A 26,923-nucleotide genomic window follows, 5' to 3' on the forward strand; every position below is an offset into this window, starting at 1 on the left:
AAGCTCATATTGTTATCGTCCAGGCCTAACAACGAAGCTAGAGCACCTGCAGGTCATCACTTTTTTTGCGGAAGAACCACGACCTGGTGTTGAAACCGATCTCTATCGTAAGGCTCAACCACCATGATGGTATCATCATGGATCAATATCACAACATTCCACTTATCCGCGAACTCCTGAAGGTAGCCACGAATAGACATGGGGCTTTTAGCGACCGATTGTTCTCCTTCCCGCAGTGTTGCCAGGACAACACGTAAATTTTTTGCTATCGTCAGTCCTCCCGGTCTCTCGACATGTGCCAGATGAGCCGACACTATCTCGCGAATGGCAAATGCCGACTCAACGAAGGGACGTGCAGGCAGTTCGATGCCAACAATTTTGGGAGCATCAAGCACGTCAGTGAAAACGATTTCTCGCTTCTCCCCACTGTGAACCTCGGTATGTGCTAGAAGGGCAAAATGAAGGACCAAGATCAGCGATTTTCTGACATAAGTTTTCATTCGGGTGGATAGGGAATGACTGGGTCAGTTTAAAAGCAGACAACGTGTATCGAACTGGATGATCAAGCTGACACGTCTCAAACAGGCCCGCAAGTAGACGTGAACAGTTTCACCCAATCAACTTCTCAATCACCTGCCCGCCGATCTGCGAAAGCTGTTTGAAAGTGGCCCGGCAGAGAAGTGCGGAGAAAATCCGCCCATCCGTGGGCGTGGCCAGCAGCGATTAAGGTTAGACAACCTAACCACCGCCATGAAACACACATTGTTCGTTATCCTTGCCGCCACCGCATTCACCATGGTCAGCTGCAACAAGCAAAAGCAGGCCGTCGATGCACGTGCCGATGCCGCCAAGGAAGAGCTGGAGCGCCAGAAGGACAGCGTTGAAGACGCCGCCAAACGTGCCAAGGAACAGGCTGACGTCGACGCCAAAGTCGCCAAGGCCAACATCGAAGCCAACAAGGAGGCCGTGCAGGCCCAGATTGATGCGGAAAAGAAAAAGGCCGAGGCGGACGCTGAAGCTGCCAAGGCCAAGATCGACGCGGAGAAGAAGTAAACGCTTTCCCGGCGAACTCACAGCACCACTGGCTTCAGTTGATGCGGCCAGTGGTGTGACAGGATCGCACAAGAGCCATTGAGAATGCGCAGGGTGCTTGGCCAGCGTTTGCTCCAAGCGCTCTCACCCGATCAGCTTCTCAATCACCTGGCCGCCGATCTGGGAGAGCTGCTTGAAGCGGCCGGCGTGGTAGAAGGTTAACTTGTTATCGTCCAGGCCTAACAAACGAAGCAGGGTGACGTGCAGGTCGCGGACGTGGTGCACTTCTTCGATGGCTTCCATGCCGCGGTCATCGGTGGTGCCGATGGTGTGACCGGCTTTGCAACCGCCGCCGGCCATCCAGACGGTCATGGCTTTCGGATTGTGGTCGCGGCCATAGGCGGTGCCGCCGCGCACGCCGTTGTCCGGGGTGCGGCCAAACTCGCCGCACCACACGATGAGGGTGTCTTCCAGCAGGCCGCGCTGCTTCAGGTCTTTGATGAGGGCCGCGATGGGCTGGTCCACCTGCTTGATGAGGTTTCCATGCGCGCGTTCGATGTAGTCGTGGCTGTCCCAGGTGCCGGCGTAGAGCTGCACAAAGCGTACGCCTTTCTCCACTAGCTTGCGGGCTAGCAGGCACTTCCGGCCAAAGGCATCCGTCGCGTCCTGGCCGATGCCGTACATCTCCTTCGTCTTCGCATCTTCCTGCTCGATGTTGATCGTCTCCGGCACCTGCATCTGCATGCGGAAGGCCAGCTCGTAGTTGTTCATGCGCGCCTTCAGCTCGTCATGCCAGGGATGGTCGTTGACATGCTTTTGGTTCAGCTTCGCCAGGAGGTCCAGGTTGGCGCGTTGATGCTCTTGGGAGATGCCCTTGGGTGGTTGCAGATCGAGGATGGGTGATCCTTTTGCGCGCAATGCTGTGCCTTGGAAATGCGCGGGTAGATAACCATTACCCCAGTTCGCGCTGCCACCCTGCGGATAGCTGATCTCCGGCAGCACGACAAACCCCGGCAGGTCCTGGTTCACGGAGCCGAGACCATACGTGACCCATGCGCCGATGGCGGGATCACCGCCGAAGCGATTCCCGCAGTTCATCTGATACATGGCCGTCGGATGATTCACCGAGTCCACCTGGCATCCGCGATAAAAACACAGGTCGTCCGCCACCTTGCTGAGATGCTGCCACGGCTCGCTCATCCACGCGCCGCTCTGACCATGCTGCGCGAACTTGAAGGGCGACCTCACATAGTAGCGCTTGCCGCTTTCCATCGCCGACTTCTGTTTTCCTTCCCGCGTGAACTCCTGCAGGTGCAGCTTCTCCAGCGCCGGCTTTGGATCAAAGCAGTCGATGTGGCTCGGGCCGCCTTCCATCATGAGGAAGATGCAGTTCTTCGCCTTGGCCGGCACCTGCTGTGTTTTCGGGGCCAGCGGCCCTTTCGCCTCTGCGGCAATCAGGGAGGTCAGCGCCACGCTGCCGAGTGACGTCCCGAGCCCGTACACAAACTCACGCCGCGTGGGCGCATGCAGCGCCCGCGCTCCGGCACAGGGGAAGAAGGAGGAACTCATCGTGATCACCTACTATTCCCCTTCCAAACGCCGGCAGTGCCATCAAAATGACCGCCACCGCATGTTTCGCCGAAAAATCGTCCGCATCATCCTCGCGCTCCTGCTACTGCTGGCGGTCCTTTACGCTTTCGGTCGCAGCACGCCTGCGCCTGTGCTGGCTCCCGGCGTGACGAAGGAGCACCTCCGCCTCACCCTCGCTGGCCAAACCGTCTCCGTGACCCTTTACCGTCCGGCGAAGGACGACAACGCGCCGCTGGTCGTCGTGGCGCACGGCTTTTCGCGGGCCAAGCGCTACATGTCCGGCTGGGGCGCCGAGCTGGCGGGGCAGGGCTTCCTTGCCGTGGTGCCCACCCAGCCCTCGCTGGTCAATCACGAGGTCAACAGCAGTGTGCTCGCGGCGCTGGTGGAGAAGTATCGGGAAAAGCGGAGAGTGGCTCTCGTCGGCTTCTCCATGGGTGGCCATACCACCCTGCTCGCCGCCACAAAGACACCGGTGGATGCCTGGCTCGGACTCGATCCGGTGGACATGGACGGCACTGCCAAAGACGTGGCTGCCAAGATCAAGATTCCCAGCGCCATCCTGTGCGCCGAACCTGAGATGTGGAATATGAGAGGCAATGCCGCCGGACTCATCGCGGCTCTGCCGGGCCCGAAGTTCACGATGAAGGTCACTGGCTCCACTCATCTCGATGCTGAATGGCCTCCCGACTTCATCGGCCAGATCGCCTGTGGTTTTGTGACACCGCAATATCAGTCAGCTTTCCGCCGCTATGCGCTGGCTTTTCTGAAAGCGACCCTTCAAGGCGATGCGGAAGCCAAGGCTGTGCTGCAAAGCGCTGCCCAGGACGCCGGGTTAGCGGCAGTCACGGCCGTTGGATTCTGATCTTGAGCGAATCATGTCGCCGTCAGCTTCTTCGTGCTTGTCAGGAGGCACTGCATCCGCTGGAATTTATGCATGAAGCATCATCTTCTTCTCGCAGGTGTTTGGGTGGGTGTCATGGCCCAGGCCCAGGATTATCAGGGGGCCTCGACGGTTCTGCAAAAGCTGGCCGCCAAGGCCGAGACCAAGCCAGTGGAGATCAAGAAGGCGGATCCGGTCGAGGAGCTTCGTCTGAAGATCAAAGCCATGCAGAAGGAGTCTGCGGACCTCTCCCCTGACGAGGCGGCGAAGCGTTGGATATCCCTTCTGGATGCCTATCAAACGATTCCGAATGATCTGCTGTACTCGAGCCGCAACTATCAGGACAGGCTGACCTTCGCGACTCTCATCACCGCCTTGCCACCTGCCCCGGCATGGGATGCTCTGGCTGCGCAGCTCTTCGCGCACAAGTCTGACAAGCCTCTCAATGACGCCGGGCTCCGTCTCCTGGCGGCGGTGCTGACGGGAGATGCTGCTGCTCGTCAGAAAGCCGTCGATGCCATGAGCGCCTCAGTGGCGGCGATGAACAATCTGGAGGCCTATGAGCGCGAGAATTATGAGCGCATGATCAACAATGTCTCGGTCATGCTGGAGCGTCTGACAGGAAGCGATGCCGACCAGGTCAGCGCTTATGAAAAGATCCTGGCCAAGGTGGAGAAGGACCCCATGAAGCACTTTCAGTCCGAAGGCACGTCCATTGAAGTCCCGGATCTCGTGCGCTTCGCGGATGAGGCGCGGGCCACTGCCCTTCTCGAGCGTACGCTCAAGCTCGACTGGGAGAGCATCTCCGTGAAAGGCAAGGCCACCCAGGCTTTGGCCGCGAAGCTGGCCTTGAAAAATGTCTCCGAACTCCAAAAGCCTCTTTGGTCGCTCATCCACAGCCTTGAGGATCTGCCCTTGTACGAGGCTCTGGCGAAGAAATTCCCGGACAGCCAGGGCTATGAGCGCCAGGCCGCCATCGAGTGGTATCTGATCGCCCTGGTCGCGGACGGCCGAACCAACGATGCGGTCAAAATTGTCGAGGAGGAGACGAAGAGGAACGGCGGTGAGAAGATCGACCTGCATCTCGCGAGCCTCGATGAGCTGGGACGTCAGGGCCTCGGCACCCAGGTGCATGCATTCCTGAAGCAGGTGCTGTCGAAAGACCCCACCCTGCCTTTCTGGAAATCGTTCATCGAGCTCTCCGCGAGGGCAAACACCTCCAAGGAAGCCCTGGAACTCCTGCGCGCCACCATGGCCAAGCCCGGTCTGCCGGGGAAGGCGAGGGCGGAGACCCAGTCCCATTACTATGAGGCTCTGCTGGCCGCGGATGAGCGTGACGAGGGCATCAAGACGCTGCGTGAACTCGTGAAAGCCGGACCCCGCAGCGGCATCAGTGATGGCAGCGCCGCCGCCGAGGAGGTCAAACGCCGCTGGCAGCAGGTGGGCATGAACGTCTCTGAGGAGATGCTGAAGAAGCTGGCTCAGCAGTCGGGGGGCCGGCAAGACGGCGGTGAAAGCGATCACGTGAACCTTGCGGCAAAGCTCGCCGAACTGGGCAGGCTGCTGGAGAAACCTGAGCTCGTGGAGGAAGGCATCACGGCAGCGCTGGCCACGCTCGAAAAAATGCCGGCAGACAATGCCTTGGGCAGCATGGTGGTGAATGAGGTCGTGGGCCTGCTGTTGAAGCAGGGGCGCGGCGTGAAGGCCGAGGAGATCATGACCAGCCAGCTCGAGCGCATGGTCACTCCCGACCCGTCACCGGAGCGCCGTGGCAGGGTCCAGGACACAGCCTCGGCCCTCAGCATGCTGGCGCTGGTCTATCATGAGGCAGGCCGTCATGCGGATGTCATGGCCCTTTTTGAAAAGTCCCCGGACTGGAACGCACCTGACCTCACCGCCTTGGAGACATCCGTGGCCGAAAGCACTCCGCTGGTCCTCATGGCGGCGCGGGCTCTGAAAGAAACCGGCCGAGGCGCCGAGGCGCTCCCCATCATCCGCCGTGCCGCCCAGGACTATCCCTCAAAGGACGCGGTGTATGCGCTGTTGCTCGAACTTGAGAAAGGAGACGCTCTGCTGGCACTGCTGGACCAGCTTGCTGCTCGTGACCGCTTTGAGGAGCGCCCGCTCATCTGGAAGAGCCGCGCCTTGCTGGATGCAGGCAAGGTCGATGAGGCTGAGAAAGCCATCCGCGCTGCCATCGCCATCGACCCGAGTGATGGTGAGCAGGGCAAAGGCGACCGCATGCGCGCCTATGCCATCCTTGCAGAAGTCCTGGAGAAGAAAGGGGATCAGGACACCGCCAAGATCATGCGTGGCGCCGTGAGTGCCATCCGCAAGTCCGAGACGGCGGACGACTGGTGGAACGCCGGGCTGCTTTCCGAGGCGGTGACACGCTATGAGGCCTCGCTGCTCGACTTCGCGGACGCTTACTGCATCCAGTCCCGGCTGGCGCTGCGCTACAGCGAGCTCGGCCAGTTTGAAAAGGCGGAGAAGCACTATCTCCGCGCCTTTGAGCTCATGCCGGACAGCTTTGGCCGCGTGGAGAGCCACTGCTTCGGCTGCGAGGGCGCGTTTTCTGGAAAGCGCGCGCAGAATGTGGCGGACCGTGTCTTCACCTCGCTCGCCAGCCAGCCCGGCGCCAAAGCTCAGGTGCATTACTTGTTAGGCTATCTGCGCGAGGCCCAGGGCCGTGATGCCGAGGCGGCGGATGCTTACCGCCAGGCCGTGAAGATCGACCCCGACTACTTGAATGCCTGGAAGAATCTTGCCAATCTCGCCAGCACCACCCAGATGTCCAGCCAGGAGAGCGAGCATGCCATCTTGGAGATCTTCCGCCTGGATCCCGCCAGCAAGCACTCCGGCGCAGGCTTTGACAACACGAGGAACCTACGCGCCCTGTGGGCCGCCTTGCTGACCGCTGAGAAGAACCTGCCGCCCATGGAAACCGGACCTCTCCTCGCTCTAGAAGCCTCCAAGGCCGCCATCGAACGCAAGAAGACGGACGGCACCTGGAATGCCTGGAACTACCAGACCTTCTTTGCCCGTCGATATGAAGTGCGTGAGCACATCGCACGCCATCCGGCCTTGAACAGCCTCACCAATCTCCTGGAGACCCTCAATCGGCGCTAGGGCGTCTGGCGTGGAGGCTTGTCGGCATGACTCTCAGCGCCCTGCTCTCACGCTTGGTGAGCCTTGCTGGCGAGAGGCACCACACACTCCACCACCAGACCGCCGCCCTCGCGATTTCTCGCTGTCACGGTGCCTCCGCAGCTTTCGATGCATCGCTGGGTGATGGCCAGGCCGAGACCACTGCCGCCTGTGTTCCTTCCACGGGCGGCCTCAGGCCGATAGAAGGCCTCAAACAAGCGCGAAACAGACTCTTCAGGCACCCCTGGGCCTCGATCAAGTATCTGAATGCTCACATCATCAACCTGACGACGGGCGTGAATCTCGATGTCCCTGGCGTAACGCACCGCATTGCGCAAAACATTCCCCAGCGCACGATCCAGCGCCGAACGAAAAGTGTGGAGTTTCATTTCATTCACATTCAGTTGAATGACCGTCTCGGGTGCCTCGCGCTCGATGACTTGATCGATGAGTTCACGTAGATCGAAAGTCTCGGCAGCCTCGCGGTCCCGCAGTGTCGCTGCCTTGGAGAAGGCCAGCACTTCCTCCACCAGCTTCGCCATGTGCTGCAGCTCGTTGTCGATCTTCTTAAGATAGGTCGCCTGCTCCGGCGTGCCGCGCTGCTCAACCACTCCCAGCGCCATCTGCATGCGGGCGATGGGACTGCACAGCTCATGCGCCACATCCGCCGTGATGCGCCGCTGCTGCGCCACATATTCACCAAGCTGCGCTGCCATGGTATTCACGGAGGTGGAGAGCTCACCCAGCTCGTCATTGCGCTCACGAGTGATGCGCTCATCAAACTTCCCATGAGCGATGCGACCTGCCGCTTCATTCAGCGAACGAATGAAGCTGCTCATGCCACGGACAAAGGGCATCCAAATCAAGGCGGAGATGACGAGAGCCCCTGCCGCAAGTCCAAACCACGGCCACAGATCCAGAAACAAGCCGCCACCGGTGATGCTCCCAGAGACCATGAGCAGGGTCAGCGCGCGCCCATCCAGGCTATGGACGAGGTCCAGATGAATGCCCGCGAAGTAGCTGGCCGGATCACCGGCCCTCATCATGAAGCGCGGCTTCGGCGGGGCATCGGAAGGGCGCTTCGCCGCCGGTCCACGGGGCCGGCGTTGAGGCGTTTCATTCGGCGGCCGTTTGTTGATGAGCTTGGGCATCAGCTCAGGTGGCACCTGCACCATCTGGCCAAAGACTTGCTGCCCGCTGTTGTTAAACAGGGCGAATGACACGCCGTTCGTTAGGCCTAAATCGCTCAGTCGCTGGTTCCACTCTGCTTCAGGCAGGTGTGAGAGCTCCTCCGTGACCCGGTCCCCCAGCGCCGCGATCCGATCTCCAGGCTCGCCTGCCAGCATCCAATCCAGCCCCAGCTTGAACTGCGCCTGCATGAAGCCCACTCCCAGCAGCGCCAGCACCAGCAAGTTCACCAGGAACCACAGCAGGATCTTGCCATACAGCGGCAGTCGTAGCCTAGGCTTTCCAGCCTGGGATTTGGTGACTGCGTTCATCGCCCGGGAGTCACGAGTTGATAGCCATAGCCACGCACTGTCTTGATGAACCGTGGCTCCTTCGGATCATCGCCGAGCTTCTTGCGCAGCGTCGAGATGTGCATGTCGATGGCGCGGTCAAACACATCCCACTCGCGGTCCGCGACCTCTTCAATGAGCTGCTCCCGTGTCCTCACGCGGCCATGCGCTTTCGCGAGCGATAGCAGCAGCCCGAACTCCGCAGGCGTGAGCAGCACGGGCTGGTCGCCGAGGATCACATCGTGAGTTTCTGGATTGATGCGCAGCTCGCCCATGACCATCTCTTTCATGGGCGCTTGGGGAGCCGTCTCGGCAATCCAACCCGTACGCCGAAGCAAGGCACGAAGACGCGCGAGCAGCTCACGCGATGAAAAAGTCTTCGGAAGATAGTCATCCGCGCCGAGCTCGAGACCGACAATCCTGTCCACTTCTTCACCACGTCCGGTGAGCATCATGACGGGCACTTTGGATTGAGCACGAATGCGGCGGAGCACTTCAAATCCATCGCAGCCAGGCATCATGACATCCAGGATGATGGCGGCCCAGGACTCGGTGGTGGCACGCTCGGCTCCCTGCACACCCTCGTGCTCCATCGCGACCTCAAAGCCCATCGGCTTCAAGTAATCGGCGACGAGCTGGCAGAGCTCGATGTCGTCGTCGATGATGAGGAGGCGCATGGCGGCAATGTGCCCGAAATCGATGACCGGGCCATCGTCTTTACCGGATGCTGACAAAGTTCTTGTTGGGCTGGCCCCCTGTGGCGGACGATTTGTCTCGCTATTGCGCCGGTGCTCTCGCTGGTGGGCCCATGATCGAGATGCTCAATGCCATGGACCAGTTTGGTTGGGCTTCGTTGCCTGGGTGTCTGGATGAGGCGGATTCGCTGAGGCTGAGGACGGAATGTGAGAAGGCTTCTGACCGCGGTGAGTTCAAGCGCGCGGGTGTGGGCCGTGGATTGAACCTGGAGGTGCGTGATGACATCCGCCGTGATCAGGTGATGTGGCTGCAAACGGATGCGGCCTCAGTGGAGCAGGTCTTCTTTCTGGCCAGGCTGGAGCTGCTGCGGCTGGCACTGAACCAGCGGTTCTTTCTCGGCCTGTTTGAGTATGAAGGCCACTTTGCCATCTATCCTGAAGGAGCCTTTTATAAGGCGCATCTGGATCGTCATGCCGGCACCAGCGACCGCATCGTGACCACGATCCTCTACCTGAATCCCGGCTGGCAGCCTGGCGATGGTGGTGAGCTGAAGCTGTGGACGACCGCAGGAGACAAGGCCGGAGCCTTCATCCTGATCGAGCCGCGCATGGGCACGCTGGTGTGTTTCATGGCCGCAGACTTCTGGCATGAGGTGCTTCCAGCCAGAAAGACGCGCATGAGCATCACGGGCTGGTTTTGCCAGCGTTGAGGCGTCTTGACACAATCCCGACAAATCTCCGCCGAAAGCTTGAACCGCTGCTGACGCGGCAGGTGTTGAAGTGGCAGTCATGAAGCCACTTCTCAGCCTTCTTCTCCTCACCAGTTCTGCCTTGGCCCACACCTGGAAGGCCGGGGAAGTGCCCACGGACCGCGAAGCACTCCGCGCGCACGTCCTGGCCGAATGGAAGCGCGAACGCGGCGTGGTGGAGACGGCTTCCACCGCCTCCGTGCTTCAGATTGCAGCGGCGGCGGTCGCCAATGCGGGAGAAGCGCCACCCATGGCGAAAGCCTTTCTCCCTTTCACCAGGCTGGATCTGCGATCGGACAATGAGTTCCTCTATGTCGGCTCGAATGGCCTGCCGGATCATGGCATGATGGTGGGCATCACCGCCTGGCAGCAGCAGGTGCCGCTGCCGCAAAACTACTTTGGGGACAATGCCTGGTGCATCCCGCTGAAGCCTGTGCCTGCCAAAGAGCCCGCGATGATCAAAGGCCGCTTTCTGCGCGGAGCCATCGCGCTCGCCGTGAATGGCATTCCCATCTTCAATCCGCAAAACAATCGCGGTGAGATCAGCCAGGAGATCGGGGAGCTGGACCAGTGGGGCGGGCACTGTGGCCGCGCGGATGATTATCACTACCACATCGTGCCTCTGCATTTGCAGACCCAGGCAGGCAAGGGCATGCCGGTGGCCTATGCGCTGGATGGCTATCCCATCTACGGTCTCACGGAGCCGGATGGCTCAGCGCCGGGCAAGCTGGATGAATGCCACGGTCATGAGACCGCGGAGCTCGGCTATCATTATCATGGATCGATGAAGTATCCCTATGTCATCGGCGGCTTTCACGGAGAAGTCGTGGATTATGAGGGGCAGGTGGATCCACAGCCCCGTGCTCAAGGTGTGCGCGAGGCTCTGACCGCCCTTCGAGGCGCTGAGATCACCGCCTTTGAGAGCACCAATAAAGACGGCTACAAACTCAGCTACGAGGTGAACGGTGACAAACGCAGCGTGAGCTACTCGATCAAGGCTGACGGCACCTATCCCTTCCACTTTGACAATGGTCGCGATGGCACGGCTGATGAAGTTTACACCGTACGCGGTCAAGGTGGTGGCGGCGGAGGGGGTGGTCGCCCGCAAGGCGGTGGTCCGGAGGGCATGAAGGGCAAAGGAAAAGGCAAGGGACAGGGCAAAGGTGGGCGTGAGGGAGTGACGGGGGGATTCCCGGCCCGTGAAGGCAACCCAGAGGGGCCAGGAATGGCCCCAATACCTGGCATCCTGGACGTCAATGGTGATGGTGTTGTCACCGCGCAGGAGTTCGCCGACAATGCGAAGTCAAATGCCGCGAAGAAAGGTGACCCGCTGCCCGATGCGTTGGCGAAGGCCAGAGAGCAGTTCAACGGCCTTGATCATAATCGTGATGGCAAGCTCGACGCGCCGGAGCTTGATGAACTCGTGGGCAATGCGCCTGCCACGGGTGCTCCACAGCCGCGTGGTGAAGAGCCCCCTGCTCGGGAAAAGATGAAGCCAGGAGGTGGCGGTGGTGAACGCGGAGGCAAGGGGCAGAACTTTGTCGCGCTTCCAGATCAGCCACGCAGCAGCGATGGCAAGTTCATGCTCACCAGCCCAGTGGTTGAAGACCTGCAAGCATTGCCCACAGAGTTTACCGGCGATGGCGATGGCGATGGCATCAGCCCCCCCTTGATGTGGTCAGGAGCGCCAGCAGGGACGCAGGGCTACGCGTTGATCATGGACCACGTCACACCAGACGGAGATCGGAAGTGGTACTGGACCGTTTATGACATCCCAGGCAGCGCATCAAGCCTGCCCAAAAATATGACAGATGTCGGTAAACTCGGCACAGGCTTCAAAGGCGAGATTGGCTACGAGCCGCCGCACTCCAAAGGGCCTGGTGCGAAGACGTATGTCATCACGCTTTATGCCCTGTCCGGGCCTCTCAAGGTCGCTGGCAAGCCCGGCCGTGAAGAACTCATCACAGCGATGAATGGCAAGGTGCTCGCGAGCTCCTCGCTGCGAGTCGTTCACTCCAGTGGAGGTGCAGTCACTCCAAAACCTTCTGCCGAGCCAAAAGCATCACAAAAAGCGACAGCACCGTCCGTGATGCCTTTGCCTGTCGAGCGTTCTGACGGGCCCGCTGATGGCGAACCCAAAAAAGGCGGCCCTGGTGGCGGCAAAGGCAAAGGAAAGGGCAAAGGCGGCCCCCCAGGACTTGTGAAGCCGAGCATCGCTGACACGATGAAGCTGAACCTCTATGCGGACAATTGGTTCATGCTCTACGTTAATGGCCGCCTCGTCGCCGTGGATCCGATCCAGTTCACGCCGCACAATGTGGTGAGTGTGGACTTCCTCCCCGAGTATCCGATGACCATCGCCGTGCTCGCGAAGGATAATGCCGATCCCAAGACCGGCATGGAATACGGCACCAATATTGGTGATGGCGGCTTCTGCCTGAAATTCGCGGATGGCACCGTGACTAATGCCTCCTGGAAGGCGAAGAACTTCTTCCACGGTCCGGTGAACGCAGACACGGCCCATCCAAAAGTGCTGCAAGAATCATTGCCGGAAAACTGGTGGGCCGTGGATTATGACGACAGCACCTGGAAGAACGCCAGAGAGTACACCGTGGAAGAGGTCGACCCCAAGCAGCCCTACTTCGAAAGCGACTTCGAAGGCGCGAAGTTCATCTGGAGTGATGACATTGCCCTCGATAACACCGTCATCTTCCGCACCAGGGTCGAGAAGCCCGGCTGGACTCCGCGCTGGAACACCAAACCTGATCTGGATGTCAGTGGCGTGCCTCAACGATAACCTTCTTCCTCACGAGTATGAAATCCCTGCGTTCTCTTGCTCTTCTCTTGCTCGGACACTCGGTATTTGCCGCCGAGCCGCCTAACTTCATCTTCATTCTCTCAGATGATCAGGACTGGACAGGCCTCTCCGTGCAAATGCACCCGGATCTGCCAAACTCCAAGAGTGACTTCTTCCGCACCCCGAATCTGGAAAAATTTGCTGCCCAGGGCATGCGGTTTAGCGCAGCTTATGCCCCTGCGCCCGTGTGCTCGCCCACACGCATCAGTTTGCAGACGGGGCGTAATCCCGCGGCGCTCGGATGGACCAAGGCCGCGCCTGCGGAGGAAGGACACCGCTTGATCGAAGGAGCCTCGAGAAAGCACATCGACAGCCGTGAGGTCACGGTGGCGGAGATGCTGCGCTCCGCCGGATACGTCACCGCTCATTTTGGCAAATGGCACCTTGGCGGCGGCGGCCCAGATTCTCACGGTTACGATGTCAGTGACGGCGATACGGGGAATCGTGATGCAGATGCTTTTGTGGATCCCAATCCGGTGGACATTTTTGGCATGAATGAGCGCGCGGAGGCTTTCATGAAGAAGCAGGTGCAGGCGAAAAAGCCCTTCTACATGCAGATGTCGTACTATGCCCTTCACCTCCCTGAGAATGCGTTGAAGTCCACGCGTGAGTTTTACGAGAAGCAGACGCCTGGACGCATGCACAGTGATGTGGATCGTGCGGCCATCACGACAGACCTGGACACTGGCGTGGGGCGTCTGTTGGAAGCTGTGCAACGCCTCGGGCTGAGCACGAACACGTATGTCATCTACATGTCCGACAACGGTGGCGGCGGCGGTGGTGGCGGCGGAAAAGGCAAGGGCGGTGGCGGCGGTGGTCGTGAAAACGTTCGTCCACTGACTGCTGGCAAAGGCGGTGTGTGGGAAGGCGGCATTCGCGTGCCGCTGATCATTCGCGGGCCAGGCATCGCGGCGAACTCCTGGTGCCATGAGCGGGTGGTGGGGTATGACTTCTTTCCCACACTGTGCCGGCTGGCAGGGGTGAAGCAGGCTCTCCCAGAAAATTTGGAGGGTGGGGACGTATCCCACCTGCTGCGGGGCAGTCATGAGCCGGTACGTAGGTCCCGGGATGCGCTGGTGTTTCACTTTCCGCATTACCAGGGAGACACACCTCACAGCGCCATTCTAAAAAGCCGCTACAAGCTCATTCACTTTTATGAGACCGGAGAGAACCGCCTGTTTGATCTTGATGCCGATCTCGCTGAGCGGAATGACTTGTCCGCCAGGCAGCCAGCGATCGCCGAAAGCATGGCGCAGGAGCTTTCAGCCTATCTGACCGAGGTCGAGGCGGAGATGCCACGGCCTAACAGGAACTATGATCCTGCCAAAGAACCTGCCAGAAAGGGTGGTGGCAAAGGTGATAAGAAGGGAGGGCCGAAGCCATGAAGGCCTTGGTGACATCCATGAGCTTTGCTGTGCTGGCGCTGCTGCTGGTCGCAGCCGCGCCTGAAGCCGGAGAAAAACCAAAGGGCGGCGGCAAGGAAGGAGGAAAGGGCGGTGCAGGCCAGGGCGGCCAGGTGGAGTCTGCCGTGGTGCCGCCGTATCTTTTCAATGTGTGGCTTTGCCGGCCAGGTGCGGAATCGATGACGGTCAGCGTGCTCGCGTGGGAAGACATGGATGCCTTCATCGAGTATGGTGACGGATTGAAGAGTGAAGTGGTCAAGCTAAAGGCTGGTGAGCCCCAAAACATCGTGCTGGGCGGATTGAAGCCGGACACGGGTTACAATTACCGCCTGACGTATCGCCGTGCCGGTGGTGAAGCCATGCAGGACTCGATGCGCAGCTTTCACACGCAGCGGAATTCCGGATCGAGTTTTTCCTTCGTCATGCAGGCGGACTCGCACCTCGACAACAACACGGACGTCCGTGTCTACCAGCAAACACTGGCCAACATGCTCACCGACAAGCCGGACTTGATGATTGACCTCGGGGACACCACGATGGTGGACAAGTTTGGCAAATTCTACACTCGCTCAGAATCCCAGTACAAAGCGCAACGCTACTATATGGGGCGCATCGCGCACAGCGTACCGATTCTCATGGTGCTCGGGAATCACGATGGTGAGAAGGGCAGCGACCCGGAGATGTCTGAATGGTCGCTGAGGCAGCGCAAAACCTATTTCCCGAACCCGGCCGATGGAAATGACAAGCACAGCTACTTCGCCTTTGAATGGGGCAATTCGCTATTCATTGGTCTCGACCCGTTTTGGTCCACCATGCAGCGCGGAGCCTCGGGCTGGGACATGACGCTCGGGGAGGCTCAGTACCACTGGCTCGCCAAGGCTTTAGCAGGGAGCAAAGCCGAGTTTAAATTCATCTTCATCCATCATCTCGTGGGAGGACTGGGTCGCGATGTCCGGGGCGGTGCTGGCACGGCTCCTTACATGGAATGGGGCGGCAAGAATGCCGACGGCACGGATGGGTTCAAACTGCACCGCCCAGGCTGGGAAATGCCGCTGCATGAACTATTCGTGAAACATGGCGTGAACATCGTTTTTCACGGGCACGATCACCTGTTCGTCAAAGAGGAGCGTGACGGCATCATCTACCAGGAAGTGCCGCAGCCTGGACACCCGAGTGGCGGCACCCGCAGTGCGGAGGAGTATGGCTATGAGGGAGTCATTTTTGGCAGTAGCGGCCATGTGCGCGTGAGTGTCGAGGGCCGTGAAGCCACGGTAGACTATATCCGCAGCATCGTTCCTGGTGTGACGAGGACAGATTTGGAGAATGGAGCGATCGAGCATTCCTACAAAGTGCGCCCGCGCGGCTGATCATGAGTGGACGATGAGAAATGGCGCAATCAAAGTGGAGGAGTGTTCGTTCATCACACTTCCACTTAACATCGCCAACCTTCCATGCATCCTCTTCGTCTCGCCTCCGCTCTTCTCGTCGCTGCCTTGCTCGCCACGTCCACCCATGCTGCGGATGATCTGAAGAAGGTCGCGGCGGCCATCGATGGCTATCGCTTCGAGTTTCCGTGCAAGGATCCTATGCCGGAGAATCCGAAGCCCGGCGCAGACGGCATCTCCGCCCGCATGACGGACAACCCTGAGACGAATGACAAGTTCACCGATGTGAAGACTTTCGGCGGTGAAGCAGGCAAGCGCTACAAGGTCACCCTGCGTGTGCGCGGAGTCGTGGAGCCCATGATGTACAAAGATGGCATCAAGGAAGGCGAGCGCTTCTACATCGGCGGTGTGCCTAACAACAAGACATACAACATCTACCAGCTCAGCGTCTCGTCACCGGTCGCGCATTTCTTCTTCAACCGGGATGACAAGGTCGGGCACCGCATCTTCACGATCGACTACACCGCCTCCATCATCGTGGAAGGCGGTGCCACGCTCACCTTTCACGGGGACGGCCAGAACGGGCACATGATCACGAACTTCGAGAAGCTCGTCGTGCCAGATGTCGCTCCCGCACCAAAGCCCTTCAACGGCCAGTTCATCCAGCTGGATGTGACGGATGTCACTGAGGTGAAGTAATCACTATTTGTTAGGTTTTTTATTCTGCTTGTTTCCCACCTCCATGAATCTCCGTTCCATCCTCGCTCTCAGCCTTGTGGCCATTGCCTTGCCTGCTTTCTCCGCGGACAAAGCCAAGGAAAAGAAACCTGAACGTCCGCAGCCGCCCACACGCCCCTTCGATGCGCCCGGCGCGCCGAAGTTCACGCGGCTCGATGGCAAGCCTGGCGCGGTGCCACCGGTGAATGCGGAGGGTGACTACGTCATCGGTCCTGACTACGTCGCCGCTCCGGAAACCAAGGTCGTCGAAGGCGTGCCCCAAGGAAAAGTGCAACAGTTCCAGATCGACTCGAAGGACTGCAAGCTCTTCAACCCTGGCATCGCGCGTGAGGTGTTTGGCACGGTGGATCCGAAGAACCCGAAGACCCTCATCGTCGAGACTCATCCCATCGACTACAAGCGCACCATCACCGTCTATGTGCCGGCTCAGTATCAGGCAGGCAGCGCAGCGCCGTTCATCGTCACGCATGATGGTCCTGGACTCGGCAAGCCGGACATGAACCTCCCGCGCATTTTGGACAACCTCATCGCGCAGAAGCGCGTGCCGGCGATGATCGCCATCATGATCTCCAGCGGCGGTGGCGATGCGCAGGGTCATGAGCGCGGCCGCGAGTATGACACCATGTCCGGTTTGTATGCCGAATACATCGAGAACGAGGTGCTGCCGCTGGTGGAGAAGAACTACAGCGTGAAGCTCACCAAGGATCCCGAAGGCCGCGCCACCATGGGGAACAGCAGCGGCGGCTCCGCCGCGCTCGCCATGGCCTGGTATCGCCCGGACCTGTATCACCGCGTGCTCACCTTCTCCGGCACCTATGTGAACCAGCAGTGGCCCTTCAATCCCGAGACGCCGGATGGTGCCTGGGGCTTTCATAACAAGATCATTCCTGAAAGCCCCGTGAAGCCTCTGCGCATCTGGATGGCCGTGGGCGATCGCGATCTTCTCAACCCTAACGTCATGCGTGACGACATGCACGACTGGGTGGAAGCCAATCACCGCATGGCCAAGGTGCTGAAGGCCAAGGGTTATCACTATCAGTATGTCTACTGCCTCAACGCCGGCCACGGCATCGGCCCCGCCCGCCCGCAGATCACCCCGCAGGCGCTGGAGTGGCTCTGGCAGGGATATGCAGCCGCGAAGTAATCGCGATCCGTCAGGCGAATGAATCCCTCCATGAAACCACTCTTACTTATCAGCGCCTGGCTGCTGGTCTCATCCAGTGTGCTAGCCGCTCCCGGCGACTACCTCATTGAGGAAGATGGCGCGGAAGGGCCCCTTCCACCGAGCCTGGAGTTTCATCATGGTTCCTGGAAGTTTGGTGAGGGCGCCATGATCGGCGAGCAGGTGCCGACGGAGAACCACACCGCGACCATCAAAGCCCTGATGGCCTTTGATCAAATGAAGGTGGAATGGAAGATGAAGTTCGCCGTGCCGAAGCAAAAGTTTCTCTTCGTGGCCTGGGGTGAGAAAGGCGGACACGCCATGGATTTCACCTTTGCGCCAGACACCGGTGAGATGGCGCTTGTGCGCCCGAAGTCGAAGGACCAAGAGAGTGCCGTGCTGGTGAAGGGAAAGCTCACGAAGCTCGATACCGAGTGGCATGAGGTCAAGTGCATCCATGACGGCCCGAATTTCACCCTAACCATTGATGGTGTTACGATCACCACGATAGATGAATCCTTCAATCGTCCCATGGGTCCCTTCTTCCTCAATGGTGGTGGTTTCAATGGTGCGAAGTTTTTGGTGAAGGACCTGAAGGTCAGCGCCTTGCCCGGCTCACCCACGACACGTCCGCTCCTGCCACCCAGCCCGCCCAAGGCTGCGGCCGTCCCCGCCAGGAAAATCCAGCCGGAGAAGTTCTACTCTCAAGGAGCTGATGATCGCCTCATTGCAGACTTTGAAGGCGAGGGCTTCGGAGCATGGACCACCACGGGAGATGCGTTTGGCAGCGGCCCGCAAGCACTGAAGGACTGCCGGAACAAACCTGACCGTGCCTGGGGTTTAAAGCTCGTGAATTCGTATCGTGCCGGCGACAAGCCCACCGGCACGCTGACCTCGCCCACGTTCACCCTCGACCGCCGCTATTTGCACTTTCTCATCGGCGGCGGACCTCACAAGGAGCAGACCTGTTTAAACCTAGTCATCGATGGTAAAGTCGTGCGCAGCGCAACGGGTTGCGGCATGAAGAATGACAAGCGCGAGGAGATCATGCTTTGGGAGTCCTGGGATCTCCGAGAGTTTCAGGGCCAGATGGCGGCCCTACAGCTTGTGGACAATCACACCGGCGGCTGGGGCCACATCCAGGTGGATCATCCCGCACTCTCAAACGCGCCTCTGGACTAAGGTCATAGAGCCGCCGTCTGAGGACAGGCATCGCTGCCTGCGCTCTTGAAGCGTGTAGTTGCTGACAGTTCATGCCGGGGCTGGCGTTTCTGCACCTCGATGCACCATCTTTCCCTCACCCTTTCGTTGACCTTCTTGTGGCTCGCGTGTGGAGCCCCGTCTTTTGCCGAGGCTCCTGCGACGGCGGCAAATGCGCCGAACCAAAAAGCTGCCAAAGCCGCCAAAGGCGAGCGCAAGCGCAAGGGTGTGGATGCGGAGACCTTGAAGCAGAACATCTCCAAAGCCTTTCCGGACTTCGATCACACGCCGGATGTGGTTTATAAGACCGTAGGAGACCAGAAGCTGCAGCTGGATATCCTGACGCCGAAGGGGCTGAAGGCGGAGAAGGCGCCTCTGCTGGTCTACATTCATGGCGGTGGCTGGGGCGGGGGAGATCGCTATCGCATGGCTCGCCCGGACATTGCGGGGGTGTTTCGTCGCTGTGGCGCGACGGGGATCATCTGCGCGAGCCTTGAGTATCGGCTGAACACGGCGAAGGCCACGGCCTTTGACAGCGCGGTGGACTGCAAGGATGCGCTGCGCTTCCTGGTGAAGAACGCGGCGCAGTATCGCATCGATACCACACGTGTTGCCACCATCGGTGGTTCGGCGGGTGGGCATCTGTCTCTCGTCACAGCCTTGGGTGATCCGAAGGACTTTCCGGGTGATCCTGCGCTGGCGGGGCATGATCCGGTGTCCATCCGCTGCGAGGTCGCGCACTATCCGGCGACCGACTTCACGGACAAGGAGCTGGCAGGCCGCTTCCTCGGCCCGCGCGCCACGCTGATGTTCGGTGGCCCGCCGGAAGAGAAGGCAGATGTCATCAAGCTGCTGAGCCCGGTGTTCCAGATCAAGAAGGACTCCACCCCGGTCTACCTCTTCCATGGTGATGCCGACAATGTCCTGTCGGTCGAGAACTCCCGCCGCCTCTTCGCCAAAGGCAAGGAAGTCGGTGCGGACATCCAGTACACCGAAGTCAAAGGCGGCGACCACGGTTACGGCCGGGAGTGCACGCCCTCCGTGGAGGAGATCTGTGATCTGGCCGCGAAGTTTGTGATCGAGCGGGTGACGAAGTGAATATGTGGTTCGAATCCCCCTTCTTGCTCCAATGGAAACTGCCTATTTCCGAAGCTTTTTGGGAGCAAATGTCAATGGATCGGCTTCATCATCACAACGCCACAGCCACTGGAAGCTATCGAAATAGATGTTCTCAATCCTAAGCTGTTCAAGTGCATTTAGATATTGCGAAACCATCAGTAATACATCGCTGTTGGTTGGCATCTCTTCGTCCGCAAATACCTCAAAGTCAGCGAAAGGGACACGGGAAGTTCCGAGAACTCGATTTGCCTTTTCGAGGGCAGAATTCAGCAGTCTTAGCTTAAAGGCATTCAGAGCATCGTTGGGACTCTTCTTCACGAGTGTGTTTATCTCAGTGTAGAAGGACTGGAGTTGACCATTTAACGTCTCAAACTCATCTATTTGCTTTCTTTTCATTTTCGTTCTTTCTGTACCGAGTTGGGGGACGGGTCTTGATCGAGCTCTTATCGCTGGTTGCCCAATGCCAGCCATCATATTTAACTTCATAAATATGAGCACAACGAAATGCTTCGAACGCATCAATGTACTGAGATAAAATCATCACGACATCGCTGTTTGAAGGTAATTCGTCAGAATCAAACAAATCAAATTCGCTGAAGGGTTTGAATTCACCTACTAAGAGGACATTAGCCGCTCCAAGCACTTCGTTAATAAATGTGAGCTTAAACTTGTTGATAGGGTTGTCCGGCTTGCTCTTGGAGAGCAAACTGATCTCTATGTGTAGTTGGTGAATTTGAGCCCCAGCACGCTCAAATGAATCTACGTCATTGGCTGTCATATAAAGTTATGATGGAAGTGAACGCGTGAACTCGATGTAGCACCTTTTTAGGACTTCAATCGGCAATCGTTGCTTGCTTTCGAAAACAGTAACCATCATTTCCAAATCTGCATCCGTTAGTGTAACAATACATCTTCTCTGACCAGCCCAGAGATCGACTAGACTTCGCTGAATCTTTTTGGGGAGTGGATTTCGAGTCACGAAGATACCAAATCGCCCGAATTCGTCGTTGAGATAGCGGTTCAGTTGATTGATGTGATCTCGCTCTATTTCGCGAACATTCTTTAGTTCGAACACAATCTGGCGACTTCCGTAAAGGTCATAGATATCTTTCAAGAAATCTAACGAACGATTGTTATAGAAAATGAGGTCGCGAATCAGAACGTTGGAGTCTGTGCGACTTTGCTCATCGGCAAAATCTAATTGCGGATAGAGGAGTGATGCGAGTAGTTGGCAAATTAGCTCCTCATAACGCTGGTCTGCGTTTCCTGTTTTACCGCTCGGCAACTTTTTGATCTCTTCGAGTTTTCTTCTGGCGGAAGATACTGCAATTGGTCGAAATAGAGGGTCATTTTTACAATCTGACTGCTGACGCTCGCGTTGATGCACGAAGGTCTGCACCATATCGTAATTATGTCTGTTGAATTGCAATACCGCGACTCTCTCTTTGGGGACCTGAGCTCCCTTGACGAAGGCTGACTTGAAATAGTCGTCGTAGTTGATCCAAGGTGAAAATCGGAGCCAGCGCTTTGGGACAAGTAACAGAGGGGTTTTTGTCTGCGGGTTGCACGGCAAAGAAAGTTTTTCGGCAACGAACTTCTTTGTTCCATAGTCGAAGACATCTTGAAGTGTCACATCGTTGGTTGGTATATTATGCTTTCTGCATTGATCAATGGTGAAATCAATCAGGAAGGATTTGGTTAGGCTACATGCAAGATCGCTAACCCGATCCCTTCCGATTTGGTCAACGAATAGCTGAATTTCTTCGATATGTTCAAACCCGCCAGACTTAACTTGTGGGACTAAGCTAAATAGTGATAGGATCTCCATTGCGCTTGATTCGCCGATTCGCTTTCCCATCTTACCACGTGCGGAGCCAAGTCCCGCTTCCTGACACTCCGAAATCTTGATGATGGCGTGCATCGCCTCTTGCTCTTTGCCCCTCCTGGCAAGATGGCCAAAGTAATTAAATGAGCTAACAAGAGCCGTATGAAGCGACTGATCCTGCATAGACGGCGACTTCCAAAGCAAAAATGGATCGACATATAGTGGAACGTCGTCATCTAGGAATGGTATCGCAAAATCAGCCTCCTCTTGTGTAAGAGGCAGATCGTAGTGATCAGTGAGGCGGGGTTTGACGAGTGCCATTCGCGTATGTGACTCTGCTAGTTCAGAAATCAATGGCAATAGAAAAGCCAGGGTTTCCGTGACAGTTTCCGTTTATGCACGCGTTTCTGCACATGTATGCGCCATGTCCTCGTAGCATTACTATTCGCCGCCTCGTCGTTCGCGGCGAAGCCTAACATCATCCTCATTCTGGCGGATGACCTGGGGGCGAAGGAGCTGTCTTGTTATGGCAACACGCTGCACAAGACGCCGAACCTGGACAAGATGGCGGCCGAGGGGGTACGGTTTGAAACGCATTTCTCCATGCCGCTGTGCACGCCCACGCGGGTGTGCTTGATGACCGGGCAGTACGGTTTTCACAATGGCTTCCTCGGCATGGGGGACAAGGCTTTCACGCCGCAAAAGCAATCGCCGAAAGCAGAGATGGGGAATCATTTCACGCATGCGGATCTCATGAAGTCTGCGGGCTATGCCACGGCACAGGCGGGCAAGTGGCAGCTCAGCGGCACGCTTCCGACCTTGGTGCGTGACTGCGGTTTTGATGAATATCGCATGTGGGCTTATGACCACAATCTGCCAGCGGGGATCACGCATCCGGCGCATGAGAAAGGCGGCAATGCACCCCGCTACTGGCATCCGAGCATTGTCGAAAACGGCCAGTATCTCCCCACGAAGGCGGAGGACTATGGCCCGGATCTCTTCAATGATTTTGTGATCGACTTTGCGCGCAAGCACAAGACCGAGCCTTTCTTCATCTACTACACCTCTGTGCTCACGCACAGCCCGCATCTGGAGACCCCAGATCCGGCGAATCCTGGCAAGCGCTGGCCGGCGACTTTTAAATCGAACCTCGAGTATCTTGATCATCTGATGGGCAAGCTGCTCACCTCGTTGAAGACCGAAGGTCTCGATGACAACACGCTCGTCATCTTCATTGGTGACAACGGCACGGGTGGTGATGGCAAAGCGACGCTCACCGAGCTTGGCGCACGCACGCCGTGCATCATCCGCGGCCCGGGTCTGGGGGTGAAAGCGGGTGTTGTCTCCAAGGCTGTGGCTGACCTCACTGACATGATGCCCACGCTTGCCGAGTTCTCCGGCGCCACGCTGCCGAAAGATGTGCCGTTTGATGGTCACAGTCTTGCGCCCGTGCTGCGTGGTGAGAAAGAGAAGCATCGCGACTGGATCTACAGCCATCTCGATGATGGTCGCGTGCTGCGTGACACCCGCTGGCTGCTGGAGATCGACAAAGGCGGCAAGGGCGAGAAGTTCTTCGACTGCGGTGAGAGCCGCAATGGTGCGGGATACAAGGATGTCACGAACTCCACCGATCCTGAGGTCAAGGCCGCGCGGCAGAAGTTTGCTTCCATCCTGGCCGGGATGCCCGAGCCGAAGCCGCATGAGGGCATGGCCGCGAAGGAGATGAAGAAGAGCAAGGCGGATAAGAAGACGAAGGGAATGGTGAAAGAAGGTGAGGGTGAGAAGCCTGCCTCAACGTCCACACCTTCACCGGCTTCGATGAAGGACCGGGATGTGCGGTTCGCTTTTCGTGATCAGAACAAGGATGGTCGCATCGACCATGACGAGTTCATGAAGACAGCTTCCGGGAAGGATCCGACGGCGAATGAGGCGCGGTTTAAGAAGATGGATCGCAATCAGGATGCGGGTGTCTCGAAAGAGGAGTTTCTGAATGAGAAGTGAGCACGAGGGACGTGGAAGTCGCGTCAGTGTCCTGGAGTGCGCCTGTGCCCTGGCGCTCTCGAAGGCCTAACGAAAAAGTTCGCGCAAGAAGCGCCGCGAATGTGATCCGAGGTTCTTCGGCTTGATGGCCGAACACGATCAACCGTGCCCGATCCAAAGCGCCGGAGGGCCGGCGCACTCCAGGACGCTCCGCGACTTCGACGCTCAATACACGTAGGCGAACTCGTTTGAGTTCAGGAGGACGAGGCAGGTGTCTGCGAGCGCGCGGGTTTTGGCGTCGACATCGGCGGGCTGGAAGTCGGGGATGAACTCGGCGTAGGCGGGGAGCTTTTCGTGGAAGCTGAATTTCTCGCCGGTGTTCTCTTCGACGGCATCACGCTTGACGGTGAGAGGTGGCTTGGACGTGGAGAATGTTAGGCCTGTCTGTTTTTGCTCCATTTGTATCCAGTGGGCTTCGCAGGCGGCTTTCTCATCGGGTGATGGATCGCGGCCGTGGGTGAGCTGGAAGACGCGTGTGATCACGTCGACGGGTTTCTCTTTGATCACACGGTTTGCGAGAGCGAGAGCACGATCATAGCTGGCCTGGCCGTTGAAGAGGCTGAAGACCTGCGGAGTGACGGTGGAGACCTCGCGGGCCTCGCAGGAGAAGTCAGGGCCGGGCTCGTTGAAGACCTCCATGAAGGGATCACGCAGGCCGCGAATTTTTAATGCATACAGGCTGCGGCGATGGCGTTGCTCGGGGCGTGGATTCGGCACCCAGGCCGAGGCGAAGGTGCCCATGACCTGGCGGGGTTGCATGGCGACCTCGATATTAATCTCGGGACGGTTGGGAATGCCGCCTAACAAGGGATTCAACTCGCCGGTGATGCTGAGCATGGCGTCTCGCAGCTCCTCGGCCATGAGGCGGCGGGGTTTGAAGGTGAGGTAGTTTTTCTCGAGGTCTTCGCGGCTGTAGGACGAGTTTTCTAACTCGTCTGCTTTTGAACGAGTTGGAAAACTCGTTCTACGGTAAGCATCGCTCGTCATGATGATGCGGTGCATGTCTTTTATGCTCCAGTTCTTTTCCACGAGCGTGGCGGCGAGCCAGTCGAGCAGTTCAGGATGCGTGGGCTTCTTGCCGGTGCTGCCGAAGTTGTTCGGGTTGCCAGCGATGGCCTGGCCGAAATGCCAGAGCCAGAGACGGTTCACAATCGTGCGGGTGGTGAGCGGGTTGTCCTTGCTGGCGATCCATTGTGCGAGGCCAGTGCGGCGGCCTTCAACAGACTCCGGAAGCTCGGTGCTGCCTAACACGGAGAGCACACCGGGTTTCACGGGTTTGGTGGGTGAGAAGGGATCGCCACCGCCGAGGATGGCGGTTTGCTCGAGCTCGCCCTGGCCCATGGGATTCATGGGCATGCGAATGGGTGAGTTCACGCTGCTGACCTGGGGCGTGAGACCATCATAGACACTGAAGGCAAAGGGCTCGTAGCGCTCCATCTCCCAGCGCAGGCGTTCCAGGCCTTTGCGGGCGACGCGCTCATTGCCGTAGTCTTCCGGTGTGAAGCCGACGAGCTTCGGCGGATACTGGTCTTCGGGCAGACCTTGCTTCTGTAGCCTACCGCGGGCGACCTCAAAGACACCGGCAAAGTTCTTGGTCTTGCCGCCTCCCGTCTTGCCACCGCCTTTGATGAAGGCACGAGCGGCTTCCACGGACTTGTTCCAGGCAGCGGGATCGAGCTTCTTTTCGGCGAACCAACTTTGCGCATTGACGAGCATCTTCTCATCCAGCGTGCGCAGCATGGCCAGATGATCGGCGAAGCGTGTCTCGAGATGTTTCTTCTCCTCAAAGCCTGCGGTGTTCTCCTCTTTTAGAAATGGTGCGGGGCGTTCGGAGAGCTGGGTGGTGGAGAAGCAGGCCTGCATGGCATAGTAGTCATGCGTGGGTACGGGATCGAACTTGTGATCGTGGCAGCGCGCGCACTGCAACGAATGGGCGAGAAAGGTCTCGCCGACGCTGTTGGTGACATCATCGAGGAACCTTTGCCTCGCGACTTTGGCGACTTCCATGCCTGTGAGCTCCCAAGGTCCCATGCGCAGGAAGCCGGTGGCGATGAGGAGTTCGCTGTTCTCGGTTCGCTGTTCTCGGTTGGCGGTTGGCGATTCAGTGTTGCTGCTGTTGGCGATTTCATCGCCGGCGACTTGTTCGCGGATGAATTGGTCGAAGGGTTTGTCGGCGTTGAAGCTGCGGACGATGTAGTCGCGATAGCGCCAGGCATTGCCGCGCTCGTAGTCATTGGCGAAGCCGCTGCTGTCGGCATAGCGCACGACGTCCAGCCAGTGGCGTGCCATGCGCTCGCCATAGTGGGGTGAGGCGAGCAGGCGATCGATGAGGGCCTTGGTGGCGGCATCTGGATCCTTGATAAAACCCTTCTCGAAAGCCGAGATCTCTTCGGGCGTGGGAGGAAGGCCTAACAGATCAAAAGTCGCGCGGCGAATGAAGGTGTGCGCATCGGCAGCATCTGCGGGCTTTGTGCCTTTTGGTTGATGAAGGGCGATGAGGGCATCCACCGGATGCGTCCCCTGCTTCACCTCGGGCTTCTTCACGGGCTGATAGCCCCAGAGGGCTTCGGGCTTGTAGCGGCGGTTGGCCCATTCGGGGGACAGGGCGCCCGTGGTCTTCACGATGATGCCGTCCTCTGCATTCCATTTCTCCTGATTGGCTTTGGCGATGGTGGCGCGCTTGGGTTCATCGGGCCAGGGGGCTCCGCCGCCTATCCAGCTTTTCATCCACGCGAGTTGCTCGGTGTAGAGCTTGTCGGCCTCCTTGGGGGGCATGGGCTCCCAGTCATCATGCTCGCGGGTGGAGGCGAGGTAGAGGGGGCTTTCCTCGGGTTTCCCGGGGACGAGGGCTTTTTTCTCGCTGTCGCCCCCCTTCATGGTGCTCTCCAGGGTGCGCATGTCGTAGCCGCCTTTGATCTTGGCCTCGTCATTGCCGTGGCAGGCGAGGCACTTTTCCTGAAACAGGGGCCAGACCCGGCGCACAAAGAGCGCCTCCGCGTCTTCCCCGTGCAGGGAGGAAGCGGCCAGGAGGGCGAGGAGAAGGGCTGGGCGGCTCATGGATGGGAGGCGGAAGGGGAAACGCAGTGGGAAGCTATTCGTTTCCCGGTGAGTGCGCGGGAAGTGCCAGAATTTTGACTTCGCGGGCTGGCGGTGTCCAAAGGGTCCGCTTGGGACCGTTGGAGGGTGGGGCGAGATGATGGAGAGTGCGGGGCTATGAATGCACTTTTTTCACAGGAGATTTGGAGATGGGGGAGATGGGAGGCAGGAGCTATTGACGGTGGTTTGGAAGAAGGACGGAAAGGACTGATGAGGGGGCTGTGCGTGGCGGCAGGGAGGGATCCGAGTGGATCGGGGTAGATCCAGGCTGAAGAAGTTTGGGGGGCGGCGAATGAAGGCCCTCGCGCTCTGCGAGGGGGGATCCGGGTCAATCCGACCAGATCCGACCAGATCGGTGGAGGGGCAGGGCGGGGATGTTTGCGATCTTCGGGGAGCGGCAGGCTGACGCCGACCGCTACGTGGGGATCCGGGTCAATCCGACTGGATCCGACCTGTGGAGGCGGGAGGCAGTCGAGTCGTGGGCACTT

20 protein-coding genes and 1 pseudogene are annotated in these 26,923 nt (G+C 58.5%); 13 read left to right on the top strand and 8 right to left on the bottom strand.

Translation table 11 applies throughout. The annotated features are described in order from the left end of the window. Nucleotides 1-56 precede the first annotated feature (56 nt). Nucleotides 57-500, bottom strand: coding sequence for a hypothetical protein (locus tag BGE01nite_RS03265; protein WP_146848833.1), 444 nt, complete (start codon nucleotides 498-500; stop codon nucleotides 57-59). Between the two features lie 250 nt (nucleotides 501-750). On the opposite strand from BGE01nite_RS03265, the gene BGE01nite_RS03270 reads away from it, so the two are divergent. Next, the gene (locus BGE01nite_RS03270) at nucleotides 751-1,053 is read left to right on the top strand and encodes a hypothetical protein (protein WP_146848834.1); all 303 of its coding nucleotides are present in this window, start codon (nucleotides 751-753) and stop codon (nucleotides 1,051-1,053) included. Between the two features lie 123 nt (nucleotides 1,054-1,176). Here the strand turns inward: BGE01nite_RS03270 and BGE01nite_RS03275 are convergent, their stop codons facing one another. Then, nucleotides 1,177-2,601: a DUF1501 domain-containing protein gene (locus BGE01nite_RS03275; protein ID WP_146848835.1), complete on the bottom strand. Its 1,425-nt coding sequence runs from the start codon at nucleotides 2,599-2,601 to the stop codon at nucleotides 1,177-1,179. A gap of 61 nt (nucleotides 2,602-2,662) precedes the next feature. Between BGE01nite_RS03275 and BGE01nite_RS03280 the strand changes: the two genes are divergently transcribed. Together BGE01nite_RS03280 and BGE01nite_RS03285 are read left to right on the top strand one after the other, a co-directional pair. Next, nucleotides 2,663-3,484, top strand: coding sequence for a dienelactone hydrolase family protein (locus BGE01nite_RS03280; RefSeq protein WP_146848836.1), 822 nt, complete (start codon nucleotides 2,663-2,665; stop codon nucleotides 3,482-3,484). Nucleotides 3,485-3,556: 72 nt separating this feature from the next. Continuing rightward, nucleotides 3,557-6,631, top strand: coding sequence for a tetratricopeptide repeat protein (locus BGE01nite_RS03285; RefSeq protein ID WP_146848837.1), 3,075 nt, complete (start codon nucleotides 3,557-3,559; stop codon nucleotides 6,629-6,631). A 47-nt stretch (nucleotides 6,632-6,678) separates the two neighbouring features. On the opposite strand, the gene BGE01nite_RS03290 is transcribed toward BGE01nite_RS03285, so the two are convergent. Next, nucleotides 6,679-8,148: a sensor histidine kinase gene (locus BGE01nite_RS03290; protein ID WP_146848838.1), complete on the bottom strand. Its 1,470-nt coding sequence runs from the start codon at nucleotides 8,146-8,148 to the stop codon at nucleotides 6,679-6,681. Further along, complete coding sequence (locus BGE01nite_RS03295; protein ID WP_146848839.1) at nucleotides 8,145-8,843, bottom strand: response regulator transcription factor; 699 nt, start codon at nucleotides 8,841-8,843, stop codon at nucleotides 8,145-8,147. The genes BGE01nite_RS03290 and BGE01nite_RS03295 overlap by 4 nt, the downstream gene beginning before the upstream one ends. A 92-nt stretch (nucleotides 8,844-8,935) precedes the next feature. Between BGE01nite_RS03295 and BGE01nite_RS03300 the strand changes: the two genes are divergently transcribed. The 9 genes and pseudogenes from BGE01nite_RS03300 to BGE01nite_RS03340 all read left to right on the top strand — a co-directional run bounded on the left by BGE01nite_RS03300 (nucleotide 8,936) and on the right by BGE01nite_RS03340 (nucleotide 19,453). Then, the gene (locus BGE01nite_RS03300) at nucleotides 8,936-9,571 is read left to right on the top strand and encodes a 2OG-Fe(II) oxygenase (RefSeq protein WP_218032882.1); all 636 of its coding nucleotides are present in this window, start codon (nucleotides 8,936-8,938) and stop codon (nucleotides 9,569-9,571) included. 385 nt (nucleotides 9,572-9,956) lie between these two features. Next, nucleotides 9,957-11,603 (top strand): annotated as a pseudogene (locus BGE01nite_RS29780) (YHYH protein); the annotation flags it as partial. Nucleotides 11,604-11,699: 96 nt separating this feature from the next. Beyond that, a complete protein-coding gene (locus tag BGE01nite_RS29785; protein WP_425485684.1) occupies nucleotides 11,700-12,407 on the top strand; it encodes a hypothetical protein in 708 nt (235 codons plus the stop codon). A gap of 17 nt (nucleotides 12,408-12,424) precedes the next feature. Next, the gene (locus tag BGE01nite_RS03315) at nucleotides 12,425-13,852 is read left to right on the top strand and encodes a sulfatase (RefSeq protein ID WP_146848841.1); all 1,428 of its coding nucleotides are present in this window, start codon (nucleotides 12,425-12,427) and stop codon (nucleotides 13,850-13,852) included. A 17-nt stretch (nucleotides 13,853-13,869) separates the two neighbouring features. Beyond that, on the top strand, nucleotides 13,870-15,237 hold the full coding sequence (locus tag BGE01nite_RS03320; RefSeq protein WP_170266558.1) for a metallophosphoesterase family protein: 1,368 nt from the start codon (nucleotides 13,870-13,872) through the stop codon (nucleotides 15,235-15,237). 84 nt (nucleotides 15,238-15,321) lie between these two features. Beyond that, the gene (locus BGE01nite_RS03325; RefSeq protein ID WP_146848843.1) at nucleotides 15,322-15,954 is read left to right on the top strand and encodes a hypothetical protein; all 633 of its coding nucleotides are present in this window, start codon (nucleotides 15,322-15,324) and stop codon (nucleotides 15,952-15,954) included. Nucleotides 15,955-15,997: 43 nt separating this feature from the next. Further along, nucleotides 15,998-17,137: an alpha/beta hydrolase gene (locus tag BGE01nite_RS03330; protein ID WP_146848844.1), complete on the top strand. Its 1,140-nt coding sequence runs from the start codon at nucleotides 15,998-16,000 to the stop codon at nucleotides 17,135-17,137. Between the two features lie 30 nt (nucleotides 17,138-17,167). Further along, nucleotides 17,168-18,337, top strand: coding sequence for a hypothetical protein (locus BGE01nite_RS03335; RefSeq protein WP_146848845.1), 1,170 nt, complete (start codon nucleotides 17,168-17,170; stop codon nucleotides 18,335-18,337). 99 nt (nucleotides 18,338-18,436) lie between these two features. After that, complete coding sequence (locus BGE01nite_RS03340; protein ID WP_146848846.1) at nucleotides 18,437-19,453, top strand: alpha/beta hydrolase; 1,017 nt, start codon at nucleotides 18,437-18,439, stop codon at nucleotides 19,451-19,453. A gap of 42 nt (nucleotides 19,454-19,495) precedes the next feature. On the opposite strand, the gene BGE01nite_RS03345 is transcribed toward BGE01nite_RS03340, so the two are convergent. Genes BGE01nite_RS03345 through BGE01nite_RS03355 form a run of 3 tightly spaced genes read right to left on the bottom strand, consistent with a single transcriptional unit; the run spans nucleotide 19,496 to nucleotide 21,620 of the window. After that, complete coding sequence (locus BGE01nite_RS03345; protein WP_146848847.1) at nucleotides 19,496-19,870, bottom strand: hypothetical protein; 375 nt, start codon at nucleotides 19,868-19,870, stop codon at nucleotides 19,496-19,498. Next, nucleotides 19,848-20,252 (bottom strand): hypothetical protein, encoded by a 405-nt coding sequence (locus tag BGE01nite_RS03350; protein WP_146848848.1) that lies wholly within the window; start codon nucleotides 20,250-20,252, stop codon nucleotides 19,848-19,850. Before BGE01nite_RS03350 ends, BGE01nite_RS03345 begins: the two co-directional genes overlap by 23 nt. A 6-nt stretch (nucleotides 20,253-20,258) precedes the next feature. Continuing rightward, entirely contained in the window at nucleotides 20,259-21,620 is a 1,362-nt protein-coding gene (locus tag BGE01nite_RS03355; protein ID WP_146848849.1) for a hypothetical protein, read from the bottom strand. Between the two features lie 96 nt (nucleotides 21,621-21,716). Here BGE01nite_RS03355 and BGE01nite_RS03360 point away from each other — a divergent pair, with 96 nt between their 5' ends. Further along, entirely contained in the window at nucleotides 21,717-23,300 is a 1,584-nt protein-coding gene (locus BGE01nite_RS03360; RefSeq protein WP_146848850.1) for a sulfatase-like hydrolase/transferase, read from the top strand. A 204-nt stretch (nucleotides 23,301-23,504) separates the two neighbouring features. On the opposite strand, the gene BGE01nite_RS03365 is transcribed toward BGE01nite_RS03360, so the two are convergent. Then, the gene (locus BGE01nite_RS03365) at nucleotides 23,505-26,396 is read right to left on the bottom strand and encodes a PSD1 and planctomycete cytochrome C domain-containing protein (protein ID WP_146848851.1); all 2,892 of its coding nucleotides are present in this window, start codon (nucleotides 26,394-26,396) and stop codon (nucleotides 23,505-23,507) included. Nucleotides 26,397-26,923: the final 527 nt, after the last annotated feature.

Origin of the sequence: Prosthecobacter gellanilyticus (assembly GCF_007992435.1) — a bacterium.
In the GTDB taxonomy this organism is placed as follows: domain Bacteria; phylum Verrucomicrobiota; class Verrucomicrobiia; order Verrucomicrobiales; family Verrucomicrobiaceae; genus Prosthecobacter; species Prosthecobacter gellanilyticus.

Coding starts and splice junctions, on each gene's coding strand:
- BGE01nite_RS03270 (WP_146848834.1), top strand. CDS start 751: ATGAAACACACATTGTTCGTTATCCTTGCCGCCACCGCATTCACCATG.
- BGE01nite_RS03325 (WP_146848843.1), top strand. CDS start 15,322: ATGCATCCTCTTCGTCTCGCCTCCGCTCTTCTCGTCGCTGCCTTGCTC.
- BGE01nite_RS03275 (WP_146848835.1), bottom strand. CDS start 2,601: ATGAGTTCCTCCTTCTTCCCCTGTGCCGGAGCGCGGGCGCTGCATGCG.
- BGE01nite_RS03355 (WP_146848849.1), bottom strand. CDS start 21,620: ATGGCACTCGTCAAACCCCGCCTCACTGATCACTACGATCTGCCTCTT.
- BGE01nite_RS03350 (WP_146848848.1), bottom strand. CDS start 20,252: ATGACAGCCAATGACGTAGATTCATTTGAGCGTGCTGGGGCTCAAATT.
- BGE01nite_RS03345 (WP_146848847.1), bottom strand. CDS start 19,870: ATGAAAAGAAAGCAAATAGATGAGTTTGAGACGTTAAATGGTCAACTC.
- BGE01nite_RS29785 (WP_425485684.1), top strand. CDS start 11,700: ATGCCTTTGCCTGTCGAGCGTTCTGACGGGCCCGCTGATGGCGAACCC.
- BGE01nite_RS03290 (WP_146848838.1), bottom strand. CDS start 8,148: ATGAACGCAGTCACCAAATCCCAGGCTGGAAAGCCTAGGCTACGACTG.
- BGE01nite_RS03320 (WP_170266558.1), top strand. CDS start 13,870: ATGAGCTTTGCTGTGCTGGCGCTGCTGCTGGTCGCAGCCGCGCCTGAA.
- BGE01nite_RS03360 (WP_146848850.1), top strand. CDS start 21,717: ATGCGCCATGTCCTCGTAGCATTACTATTCGCCGCCTCGTCGTTCGCG.
- BGE01nite_RS03340 (WP_146848846.1), top strand. CDS start 18,437: ATGCACCATCTTTCCCTCACCCTTTCGTTGACCTTCTTGTGGCTCGCG.
- BGE01nite_RS03365 (WP_146848851.1), bottom strand. CDS start 26,396: ATGAGCCGCCCAGCCCTTCTCCTCGCCCTCCTGGCCGCTTCCTCCCTG.
- BGE01nite_RS03295 (WP_146848839.1), bottom strand. CDS start 8,843: ATGCGCCTCCTCATCATCGACGACGACATCGAGCTCTGCCAGCTCGTC.
- BGE01nite_RS03285 (WP_146848837.1), top strand. CDS start 3,557: ATGAAGCATCATCTTCTTCTCGCAGGTGTTTGGGTGGGTGTCATGGCC.
- BGE01nite_RS03315 (WP_146848841.1), top strand. CDS start 12,425: ATGAAATCCCTGCGTTCTCTTGCTCTTCTCTTGCTCGGACACTCGGTA.
- BGE01nite_RS03335 (WP_146848845.1), top strand. CDS start 17,168: ATGAAACCACTCTTACTTATCAGCGCCTGGCTGCTGGTCTCATCCAGT.
- BGE01nite_RS03280 (WP_146848836.1), top strand. CDS start 2,663: ATGTTTCGCCGAAAAATCGTCCGCATCATCCTCGCGCTCCTGCTACTG.
- BGE01nite_RS03330 (WP_146848844.1), top strand. CDS start 15,998: ATGAATCTCCGTTCCATCCTCGCTCTCAGCCTTGTGGCCATTGCCTTG.
- BGE01nite_RS03265 (WP_146848833.1), bottom strand. CDS start 500: ATGAAAACTTATGTCAGAAAATCGCTGATCTTGGTCCTTCATTTTGCC.